The 2,190-nt window shown below is 76.0% G+C and carries 2 protein-coding genes; both read left to right on the forward strand.

Annotation, left to right across the window (positions count from 1 at the left end):
- Window positions 1-183: hypothetical protein (locus ACFQ87_RS12370; protein WP_380610619.1), on the forward strand; the 183-nt coding region annotated here is incomplete at its 5' end.
- A 1-nt stretch (window position 184) separates the two neighbouring features.
- Window positions 185-1,840 carry an ATP-binding cassette domain-containing protein gene (locus ACFQ87_RS12375; protein ID WP_380610620.1) on the forward strand — a complete coding sequence of 552 codons (1,656 nt, stop codon included), beginning with the start codon at window positions 185-187 and terminating at the stop codon, window positions 1,838-1,840.
- Window positions 1,841-2,190: the final 350 nt, after the last annotated feature.

Raw genomic sequence — 2,190 nt, forward strand, 5'->3', positions numbered from 1 at the left:
GTCAGTTACGGCGCGTTCCTGGCGCTGCTGGCGACCGCGCACGCGCCGGCCGAGCAGGTCGCCCGCTGCGCGGTGGTCGCGCCGTTCCTGTCCGGACAGGCGGGGACGGCACCCGTCTTCTTCGGTCTCCTCCGGCCGGCTTCCCCTTCCGTTGACTTCCCGATTCCCCGACGGGAGCGATGACTTGCCCCGCCTTCCCACCGGATGGACCCTCGCCCTGGGCATCGCCCTGCCGGTCGAGGCCACCACCACCCTCGCGCTGCCGGCCGTGCTCGCCGGGGCCGTCGACGCCGTCCTCGGCCACCGGTCCGGGCCCGGCGCCTTCGCGCTGCTCGCCGGCACCCTGGGCGCGGCGGCCGCCGCCAACGCCACCGTCGCGGCCGCCGGACCGGCCTGCTCGGCCGAGGCCACCGCCGCCCTGCGCGGACGCCTGGTCCGCCACCTGCTCGCCCTCGGACCGGGAGGCGGCCTGAACGGCAGGCCGCCTCCCGGAGACCTCGCCGCCCGGCTACTGGGCTCGGCGGGCGACGCGGGCGGCCGACTGCCCGCCGTCCTCGGCGCCGTCACGGCGCTGCTCACCTCGGTGGGCGCGATCGTCGGGCTCGCGGTGCTGTCGCCGTGGCTGGCGGTCGCCTTCTTCGCGGGCGTGGTGCCCGGTGTGCTGCTGATCCGGCTCTTCCTGCGCCAGGCCCGGCCGGTCTTCGTCCGCTACCAGGAAGTCCAGGCCGAGATCGCCGCCCGGCTCAGCGGCGCCCTGGCCGGACTGCGCAGCATTCACGCCGCACGCGCCGAACCGCGCGAGGCCGCACGGGTGTTGGCGCCACTACCGGAACTCTCCGCGGCCGGGCACGCGCTCTGGGCGGCGCAGCAGCGCACCGCCTGGCAGGCGACCGTTCTGATCGCCCTGGTCGAGGTCACGGTGCTCACCACGGCCGGCACTCTGCTCGCGGACGGCGCCCTCGCCCCCGGCGCGCTCGCCGCGGCGGCGGGCTGGGCGGCGCTGGGCGCGGGACTGTTCGAGCAGGTCGAGGCGCTCGTCGGGGTCGCGCACGCGCGCGCCGGACAGGCCCGGGTGGACGAACTGCTGGCCCTCATGCCCGCGCCGATCGGTACGGCGGCGCTCCCGGCGGGCGGGCCCGGGGAGGTCTCGTTCCGGGGCGTGGTGGTGCGCGACGGCGACCGGATGCTGCTCGGGCCGCTCGACCTCACCGTCCCCGGCGGCCGTACGGTCGCCCTGGTAGGACGCTCCGGCTCCGGCAAGTCGCTGCTGGCCGCCCTGCCCGGACGGCTGCGCGACCCGGAGGAGGGCACCGTACTGATCGACGGCGTCCCGGTGGGCACCCTGTCGGCCGCCGAGCTGCGGCAGGCGGTCGGCTACGCCTTCGCCCGTCCGTCACTGGTCGGCCGTACCGTCCGCGACGCGCTGGGCGGAGCCGGCCCGGCCGAGGCGGCCGCCGCCCGGGCGGACGGCTTCCTGCAACGGCTGCCCCGGGGGTGGGACACCCCGCTGGACGACCTCCAGCTCTCCGGTGGCGAACTGCAGCGCCTCGGCCTCGCCCGCCTCCTGGCCCACCCCGCCCGGGTCGTCATCCTCGACGACGCCACCTCCGGGCTGGACCTCGCCACCGAACACCAGGTCACCCAGGCCCTCGACCGCGCCACCCACGGCCGCACCCGCCTCGTCATCGCCCACCGCGCCACCATCGCCGCCCGCGCCGACCTCGTCGCCTGGCTCGACGCCGGCCGCCTCCGCGCCCTGGCCCCCCACACCACCCTCCTCCCCCACCCCGACTACCGCGCGGCCCTGTCCGACACGGCGCTGAACGCCGCCACAGCCTGACCCCCGAGGTCGCCGCTGCTGAGGCCTCACGGAAAGTCGGCTCCGAGCGGCGAGGCGGACCCGAGCAACCCCGGACCGCACGCACACCCGCACGGCAAGTCGACCGGATCGACTTCTCGTGCAATCCGAACAACCCGAACAACCCGACCACACAGAAAGCCGGCTGAACCGACTACCCATGCGACCCACCACACCAGACCGAGTGAGCTCCCACGCAGAACGTCGGAACGGCCGACTTCGCACTCCACAGAGCCCCACCTCAACGAGCTCCCCAGCAGCGCGCGCCCGCGTGGGAAGTCGGCCCCGCCGAATTCCCCCACAGGAACGGGGGATTTGGGGTCCAGGTGGGG

This window comes from Kitasatospora sp. NPDC056531, from assembly GCF_042794375.1.
Taxonomy (GTDB): domain Bacteria; phylum Actinomycetota; class Actinomycetes; order Streptomycetales; family Streptomycetaceae; genus Kitasatospora.